Here is a 7743-nt window from a genome sequence, read left to right as displayed (position 1 = left end):
TACCCGGCGTTGTGGCGCGCCTGCGCCGTGCCGATGGCGTCGTCCTCGGCCAGGAACAGGGCCGCCGCGTCCGCGAAGTCGCGACCCGCCCGGTCGTTGCTCCACTGCTGCAGGTGGATCACGCCGCGGTTCATCAGGGCGTTCGCGCGCGCCAGGCCCGTCAGCGTCGGGATCGCGAGATCGTAGAGCGCGCCCGCACGCTCGAGGTCGCCCGCCGCCAGGTGCAGCCCGGCCCGCTGGCTGTGGACGAGGGCACGGGCACGGGGCGTCGCCGCCCGCCGGGCCGCCTCGTCGCAGCGCCGGAACGCGGCGTCGGGGTCACCCAGCGTCGACTCGACGTGCGCCAGGTTGAGCAGGATGCGCACCTGGCGCTCGTCCTCGTCGTTGCGCTCGAGCGCCGCCGTCAGCTGCCGAAGTGCCGTCCGGAAGCGGCCCGCGTCCATCGACGCGCGACCCCGGCGGTGCAGGTCAGCGGCAGAGAGCACCCTTCATCATCCGCCGTCTGTCAACCGCCGGATCGCGTCCTGCGCACGGGCGACCGCGTCGCGGCTGGTCTCCGAGACGCCGGGCATCGGCAGTCGCGTGGCGATCAGCTTCGCCAGCTCGGCCGCGAAGACCGGCGCCGCGAACGACGTACCGCTCCACACGGCGAACCCGCTGGTGAAGTCGTCCGGGTCGATCGACTCGCGCACCCGGCCCTGCGAGGTCGTGCGCGCGATCGGCTGCAGGCCGCCCTCGAACGGTGGGATCGTGCTGACGAGCGACGCACCCGGCCGGTAGACGTGCACCCACGCGCCGGTGTTCGTGAACATGGCGTCCGTGCGGGCGTTCGGGTTGAGCGCTCCGACGGCCACGATCGGCGTCGCGTCCGGGTCGCGCCGCACGACCTCCTTCGCCGGGTCGTCCCAAGGCCCGAAGGCGGCCGGGAACAGCGGGCGCGAGGTGGCGTCGTTGCCGGCGGCGCACACGATGGTCGTGCCGGTGCGGCCGATCAGGGCCAGCAGCTCGTAGAGCGTCGGATCGAACTCCTCGTCGTACGGCGTCTCGTGGTAGTACCCGAACGACAGGTTCAGCACGTCCAGCACGAAGGGATCGTCACCGCCGCTCCGCAGCAGCTGGGCGACGCGGGCGAGCGCGGTGACGAACTCGGACTCGGCGAGGGTGCCGTCGGACTCCATGACGCGCCACCAGTGGATGTCCGCGTCGGGGCAGCCCTGGTGGACGAGGCCAACGATGAACGTCCCGTGGCCGGAGGCGTCGTCGATCGAGCCGTCGAGGGGCCCGCTGACGTTGCCGAGGGTCTCGGGGTCCGTGGCAGGGTCGGTCCGGCCGATGGTCACGCCGGGCATGGCGTGCGTCCCGTCCTTGACCGCGGCCGTGAACCACGGGTGCGTGCCGCAACCGGAGTCGAGGACCCCGACCTGGGGCCGGCGGGGCCCTTCCGGATCGTCGAGGCCGCGCTGCGGCGCCGGACCCATCCAGGCGACGGGCTGGCGACCGCCCGAGCCCGCATCGCCGTAGGCGTCGACAGCGACGCTGGCACCGCGGGTGAACGGCGCACCACGGGTGAAGGGTGCACCGCGCGTGAACGGCGCACCACGAGTGAACGGCGCCCCACGAGTGAACGGCGCGCCGCGGGTGAACGGCGCGCCCCGCGTGAAGGGGCTGCTCTGCAGGACGTGGTCGAGGCCGATGCCGTGCAGCAGGTCGTTGCCGGCACCGAGCGCGCGGGCCGCCTGCAGGAGGGACCACGCGTCCGGCGGGCGGGCGTGCGACTTGGCGGTGGCCGAGATGACGACCCGCGCCATGCCGACGTAGCCGGTGGCCCACGGGTAGCGCTCCTGGCGGGCGCGCCGCTCCTCGTCGGACTCCTCGATCACGATGCGGGGGTAGTCCGGGTCCTCCTGGACGTCCCACGAGAACGTGCGGGCGGCCTCCTGCAGCAGGCGGATCGCGGCGTCGACGTCGACGAGGGTCGAGATCAGCAGCTTCGTCGACAGGTAGGCGGTCGGGTGGGCCTCGGCCGAGCCGGGACCGACGGTGGAGTTCGAGGGGTCGAGCGTGGTGCCCTCGCGGGCGGCCAGGCTCTCGAGCGCCTGCTCGCGGGACCAGGGATCCTCGTCCTCGAGTCGGGGCGGGCGGGGGTCGGACGGTCGCATCCGGTGCTCCTCAGATCTCGAAGGTGGGGGTGGCCAGCTCGGTGTCGCCGCCCGAGAAGTAGATGCGGATCAGCCCGGCCGGGACGCTCGCGAACTCGAACCGGCCGTCGGTGAGCGGGACGGTCGTCGAGCGCTCGCCCGCGACGAGGCGGGCCTCGGTGCCGTCGGTGCCGGTGACCCAGCCGTCGATGCGGCGCTGGTCGTCGTCCAGCTCGGCCACCCGCAGGAGCACGGAGGTCTCGTCGTGCGAGAACTCGATCGTGAGGATGCCCGAGCCGCGGGTGCCGGCCAGTTCGGTGCTGCGGCTGAGCAGGCTCAGCAGTGCGTAGTCGGCGTCCAGGTCCTCCGCGGCGATCGCGGCGATCATGGCGTCGGTCAGGTGGGCGGGCGGGGGGTCGAGGACCTGGAACATCGTCCGCAGATCGTCGAAGATCGGTTCGCGCTCGTTCATGACGTGGCCTCCTCGCCGGCGATGACGGACTTGAGCTTCTCGAGACACCGGCGCCGGGTGGGGCCGATGCTGCCGACGGGCATCCCCAGGTCGTCGGAGATGTGCTTGTAGTCGGGCTTGTCGTCGAACGCGATGACCCGCAGCAGGCGCTGGCACCGTTCGTTCAGCTTGGCCACGGCGGACCAGAGCCGGTGGTTGTCGTCCGCCTCGATCGCCTCGGTCTCGGCCGGGCGGGACGTCGGCAGCGCGGGGGCGAGCACCTCCTCGTCCGTCGCGTCCTCACGCCGGTTGCGCGAGGCCACGCGCCACGCCTGGCGGCGCGCCGTGATGATCAGCCACGAGGCGACGGCGCGGGGGTTGTCGACGCTGTCGGCCTTGCGCACGAGGGTGAGCCACGTGAACTGGATGACGTCCTCGCAGACGTCTTCGTCGAGCCGGTAGGCCCGCACCACGTGCCACAGCACGGGTGTCATCTCGCGGACGAGATCGTCGATCGCTGCTCGGTCGCCGTCACGCCACCGGGCGAAGGCGTCACCGGAGCGGATCCAGGGGCCGTCGTCGTCGGATGGTCGTGACTTGTCGGGGGTCACGATTGTCATTCTGCTCACATCCGGCACGAGCGGGAAGGGGCTTGCCTGATACACGCGGTGACAGGACCGCTGGACGGTCGGTGTCCGCCGGTAGCCTGTCGGGGTGCGACGACCGACTCTTGCTCTGTGTGTGGTCCTCGGTCTCGGCATGCTGACGGGATGCTCGGGCGGGGGACCGTACTGCGATGCCGCCGACCGCGGCGAGGACTCCCTGAAGACGTTCGGCCAGCTCGACAGTGCCGCCTTCACGTCCTACGCCGAGGTCACCACCGACATCGCCAAGTCCGCTCCGAAGGACGTCCAGGCCGAGTGGAAGGCCGTCGCGAAGGCCACCCGCCGCGTCGTCGCGGCGCACGACAAGGCCGACATCCGCATCCAGGACATGACCGACGAGGAGGCCGTCAACGCCCTCTCTCAGGACGACCTCGACCGCATCCAGGCCGCCAATGAGGCCTTCAACGACACCGCGACCCAACGCAGGGACCTCGCCCAGCACCTGCACGACGAGTGCGGCATCGACCTGCCGAAGAAGTGAGGAACGACCCGTGGCCCTTCCCGAACTGACCGACGAGCAGCGTCGCGAGGCGCTGGCCAAGGCGGCCGCCGCCCGCCAGGTGCGCGCCGAGGTGAAGAACCGGCTGCGCCACTCCGGCGCCAGCGTCGCCGAGGTGCTGGCCGAGGCCAAGCGCAACGAGGCGATCGCCAAGATCAAGGTCCTCGACCTGCTCCAGAGCATCCCGGGCATCGGCAAGCTGACCGCCCAGCAGATCATGGCCCAGCTGAACATCGCCGAGAGCCGCCGCCTGCGCGGGCTGGGCTCCAACCAGGCCCAGGGCCTGATCGCCGAGATCTCGCGCCGTGGCTGAGCGCGGTCGCCTCGTCGTCCTCGCCGGTCCCACCGCGGTCGGCAAGGGCACCGTCGCCGCATGGGTCCGCGAGCACCACCCCGAGATCTACATGTCCGTCTCGGCCACCACCCGCCCGCCGCGTCCGGGCGAGGTCGACGGCAAGCACTACCACTTCGTGAGCGCCGAGGAGTTCGATCGGCTCATCGAGAACGACGGCCTGCTCGAGTGGGCGACCGTCCACGGCGTCAACCGCTACGGCACCCCGCGCGCCGCCGTCGAGGCCAAGCTGGCCCAGGGCGAGTCGGTCCTGCTCGAGATCGACCTGCAGGGCGCGCGCCAGGTCCGCCACCACCTGCCCGAGGCTTTCCTGGTCTTCCTCGCGCCCCCGTCGTGGGACGAGCTGGTGCGCCGGCTCGTCGGCCGCGGCACCGAGACCGAGGCCGAGCGCGAGCGCCGGCTGGCCACGGCCCGCGAGGAGCTGGCGGCGGTGTCCGAGTTCGACGCGACCATCGTCAACACCGAAGTCGAGGAAGCGGGCCGGGAGTTGGTAGACTTGTTCAGATACGGCCCGCCAGCCGACACTGCCGGGTAACCCACAAATTTCTGGAGATTCTGAGTGTCCACCACGCGTTCCGTTGCTGAAGGCATCACCAACCCGCCCATCGACGACCTGCTCGAGAAGGCGGACTCCAAGTACAAGCTCGTCCTGTACAGCGCCAAGCGCGCCCGCCAGATCAACGCGTACTACTCCCAACTGGGCGAGGGCCTGCTCGAGTACGTGGGCCCCCTCCTCGAGACCGAGGTCCAGGAGAAGCCGCTGTCGATCGCGCTGCGCGAGATCAACGCCGAGCTGCTGACCGTCGAGGACATCGATCCCGACGCCGCCGCTCCCGCGGCCACCGACGAGGCCTGATCCCGCAACGATGAGCCGCATCGTCCTCGGCGTCACCGGAGGAGTCGCCGCCTACAAGGCCGCCCTGCTCCTGCGGCTGTTCACCGAGGAGGGCCACGACGTCCGGGTCGTCCCCACCGAGTCGGCGCTCGAGTTCGTCGGCGCCGCGACGTGGGAGGCCCTGTCGGGCAACCCCGTCCAGACGGGTGTCTTCGAGAACGTCCAGGCCGTCCCGCACGTCAAGCTCGGCCAGACGGCCGACCTCGTGGTCGTCGTGCCGGCCACCGCCAACACCTTGGCGCGGGCGGCGCACGGACTGGCCGACGACCTGCTCACCAACACGCTGCTGACGGCGCGCTGTCCCGTCGTGCTGGCCCCGGCCATGCACACCGAGATGTGGGAGCACCCCGCCACCGTCGCCAACGTCGCGACGCTGCGTGAGCGCGGCGTCCTGGTGATCGAGCCCGACTCCGGCCGCCTCACCGGCGCCGACACCGGCCCCGGGCGGCTGCCCGAGCCCGAGGCGATCCACGCCCTGTGCCGGCACGTCCTGCAGGGCCGCCCGCGCGACCTCGTCGGTCGTCACGTGGCCATCTCGGCCGGTGGCACGCGCGAGTTCCTCGATCCCGTGCGCTTCCTGGGCAACCGCTCGTCGGGACGCCAGGGGATCGCGCTGGCCGAGGCCGCCCTGGCCCGCGGCGCGTCGGTCACCCTCGTCGCCGCCAACGTCTCGGTCGACGTCCCGGCCGGCGCCGACGTCGTGCGCGTCGTCACCACGGCCGAGCTGCGTGACGCGATGCTCAAGGCCTCCGAGTCGGCCGACGCCGTCGTGATGGCGGCCGCCCCGGCCGACTTCCGGCCCGCCAGCTTCGCCGAGTCCAAGATCAAGAAGCAGGGCGACGGCGTCGCTCCCACGATCGAGCTGGTCGAGAACCCCGACATCCTGCTCGAGCTGGTGCGCACGCGCTCGGGTAGGTCGCCGGTCATCGCGGGATTCGCCGCCGAGACCGGCGACGCCAGCGGCTCCGTGCTCGACCACGCCCGCGCCAAGCTGGCCCGCAAGGGCTGTGACGTCCTGGTCGTCAACGACGTCGGCTCCGAGCGCGTGTTCGGCCAGCCCGACAACGAGGTCACGATCCTGACGGCCGACGGCGCCGAGCAGCCGGTGCCGCGCGCCGTGAAGGCCGACATCGCCCATGCCATCTGGGACGTCGTCGTCCAGCGGATGGAATGACCGGGCCTGCTCAGCCCTGTCCCACTACAGTCGAGACGTCGCACTACGCGTCCCCAGCACATCAGTCAGAGAGGTAGCCGTGAGCCGACTCTTCACGTCCGAGTCCGTGACCGAGGGTCACCCGGACAAGATCGCCGACCAGATCAGCGACAGCATCCTGGACGCCCTGCTCCAGCAGGACCCCAAGAGCCGCGTCGCGGCGGAGACCTTCGTCACCACGGGCATGGTGCTGGTGGGCGGCGAGGTCACCACCGAGGCCTACGTCGACATCGCGCGGATCGCGCGTGACCGGGTCCTCGAGATCGGCTACGACTCGTCCACCAAGGGCTTCGACGGCGAGTCCTGCGCGGTGCAGGTCACGCTCGACGCGCAGTCGCCCGACATCGCGCAGGGCGTCGACACGGCCGAGGAGGCCCGCCTCGGCGGCGCCACCGACCCGCTCGACCTGCAGGGCGCCGGCGACCAGGGCCTGATGTTCGGCTTCGCGTGCGACGAGACCGCCGAGCTGATGCCGCTGCCGATCACGATCGCGCACCGCCTGTCCGAGCAGCTGACCAAGGTCCGCAAGGACGGCACGCTGCCGTACCTGCGTCCCGACGGCAAGACCCAGGTCACCATCGAGTACGACGACAACGACAAGCCCGTGCGCGTCGAGGCGATCGTCATCTCGACCCAGCACGAGGAGGGCGTCGACCTCGAGCACCAGCTGCCGGCCGACCTCAAGAAGCACGTCATCGACGAGGTGCTCAGCCAGTACGACATCGACGCCTCCAGCTACAAGTCGCACATCAACCCGACGGGCAAGTTCGTCATCGGCGGTCCCATGGGCGACGCCGGCCTGACCGGCCGCAAGATCATCGTCGACACGTACGGCGGCTACGCCCGCCACGGTGGTGGCGCCTTCAGCGGCAAGGACCCGAGCAAGGTCGACCGCTCGGCCGCGTACGCGATGCGCTGGGTCGCCAAGAACATCGTGGCCGCGGGTCTGGCCACCAAGGCCGAGGTCCAGGTCGCCTACGCGATCGGCGTGGCCCACCCGGTCGGCTTCTACGTCGACACGTTCGGCACCGAGGCCGTCGCCGTCGACACGATCCGCGACGCGGTCCTCGAGACGTTCGACCTGCGCCCCGCCGCGATCGTGCGTGATCTCGACCTGCTGCGCCCGATCTACGCCGAGACGGCGGCCTACGGCCACTTCGGCCGCCCCGGTCTGCCGTGGGAGAGCACGGACCGCGCCGACGCCCTGCGCGCGGCAGCGGGCCTCTGACCCATCGGCCTGTCCGGGCCGGCTGATAGAACAGCCGAGTGAACCAAGCACAGCGGCGTGTCGCACGAGTCTTCGTGGACACGCCGCTGTCGCATCTGGACCGCGCGTTCGACTACGCGGTGCCGGACGACCTGGCCGACGCCGTCGTCGCCGGATGCCGGGTCAAGGTGCGCTTCGCGGGACGGCTCGTCGACGGGTACGTCCTCGAGCTGGCCCAGGACAGCGACCACGAAGGCAAGCTCGCCCCGGTCGCCAAGGTCGTCTCGTCCGAGCCCGTCCTGACGCCCGAGGTCGCCACGCTG

At 71.3% G+C, this 7743-nt stretch carries 10 protein-coding genes and 1 pseudogene; 7 read left to right on the top strand and 4 right to left on the bottom strand.

Features of this window, described 5'->3' with window-relative positions:
* From RT323_RS15215 to RT323_RS15200, 4 genes are all read right to left on the bottom strand, one after another.
* A partial coding sequence (locus RT323_RS15215; protein ID WP_313409956.1) for a tetratricopeptide repeat protein occupies positions 1-485 on the bottom strand: 485 nt, incomplete at its 3' end.
* Positions 486-491: 6 nt separating this feature from the next.
* Complete coding sequence (locus tag RT323_RS15210; RefSeq protein ID WP_313409954.1) at positions 492-2159, bottom strand: S8/S53 family peptidase; 1668 nt, start codon at positions 2157-2159, stop codon at positions 492-494.
* 10 nt (positions 2160-2169) lie between these two features.
* The gene (locus RT323_RS15205) at positions 2170-2610 is read right to left on the bottom strand and encodes a hypothetical protein (protein WP_313409952.1); all 441 of its coding nucleotides are present in this window, start codon (positions 2608-2610) and stop codon (positions 2170-2172) included.
* Positions 2607-3200, bottom strand: a complete 594-nt coding sequence (locus RT323_RS15200; RefSeq protein WP_313409950.1) for a sigma-70 family RNA polymerase sigma factor — start codon at positions 3198-3200, stop codon at positions 2607-2609. Before RT323_RS15200 ends, RT323_RS15205 begins: the two co-directional genes overlap by 4 nt.
* Positions 3201-3303: 103 nt before the next feature.
* Here RT323_RS15200 and RT323_RS15195 point away from each other — a divergent pair, with 103 nt between their 5' ends.
* The 7 genes and pseudogenes from RT323_RS15195 to RT323_RS15165 all read left to right on the top strand — a co-directional run.
* Positions 3304-3735 carry a hypothetical protein gene (locus RT323_RS15195; RefSeq protein WP_313409949.1) on the top strand — a complete coding sequence of 144 codons (432 nt, stop codon included), beginning with the start codon at positions 3304-3306 and terminating at the stop codon, positions 3733-3735.
* A 10-nt stretch (positions 3736-3745) separates the two neighbouring features.
* A complete protein-coding gene (gene mihF, locus RT323_RS15190) occupies positions 3746-4066 on the top strand; it encodes an integration host factor, actinobacterial type (protein WP_313409948.1) in 321 nt (106 codons plus the stop codon).
* Entirely contained in the window at positions 4059-4640 is a 582-nt protein-coding gene (gene gmk, locus RT323_RS15185; protein ID WP_313409946.1) for a guanylate kinase, read from the top strand. Before mihF ends, gmk begins: the two co-directional genes overlap by 8 nt.
* Before the next feature lie 24 nt (positions 4641-4664).
* On the top strand, positions 4665-4961 hold the full coding sequence (gene rpoZ / locus RT323_RS15180) for a DNA-directed RNA polymerase subunit omega (RefSeq protein WP_313409944.1): 297 nt from the start codon (positions 4665-4667) through the stop codon (positions 4959-4961).
* Positions 4962-4971: 10 nt separating this feature from the next.
* Positions 4972-6174: a bifunctional phosphopantothenoylcysteine decarboxylase/phosphopantothenate--cysteine ligase CoaBC gene (coaBC, locus tag RT323_RS15175; RefSeq protein ID WP_313409942.1), complete on the top strand. Its 1203-nt coding sequence runs from the start codon at positions 4972-4974 to the stop codon at positions 6172-6174.
* Positions 6175-6253: 79 nt separating this feature from the next.
* On the top strand, positions 6254-7441 hold the full coding sequence (metK, locus tag RT323_RS15170) for a methionine adenosyltransferase (protein ID WP_313409940.1): 1188 nt from the start codon (positions 6254-6256) through the stop codon (positions 7439-7441).
* Between the two features lie 38 nt (positions 7442-7479).
* Positions 7480-7743, top strand: a pseudogene (locus RT323_RS15165) (primosome assembly protein PriA); the annotation flags it as partial.

This window comes from Aeromicrobium sp., from assembly GCF_032084975.1.
Classification (GTDB): Bacteria; Actinomycetota; Actinomycetes; order Propionibacteriales; family Nocardioidaceae; genus Aeromicrobium.
The sequence above is the reverse complement of the archived record's forward strand: the minus strand, read 5'-3'. Positions and strand labels throughout refer to the sequence as shown.

Coding starts and splice junctions, on each gene's coding strand:
- RT323_RS15205 (WP_313409952.1), bottom strand. CDS start 2,610: ATGAACGAGCGCGAACCGATCTTCGACGATCTGCGGACGATGTTCCAG.
- coaBC (WP_313409942.1), top strand. CDS start 4,972: ATGAGCCGCATCGTCCTCGGCGTCACCGGAGGAGTCGCCGCCTACAAG.
- RT323_RS15210 (WP_313409954.1), bottom strand. CDS start 2,159: ATGCGACCGTCCGACCCCCGCCCGCCCCGACTCGAGGACGAGGATCCC.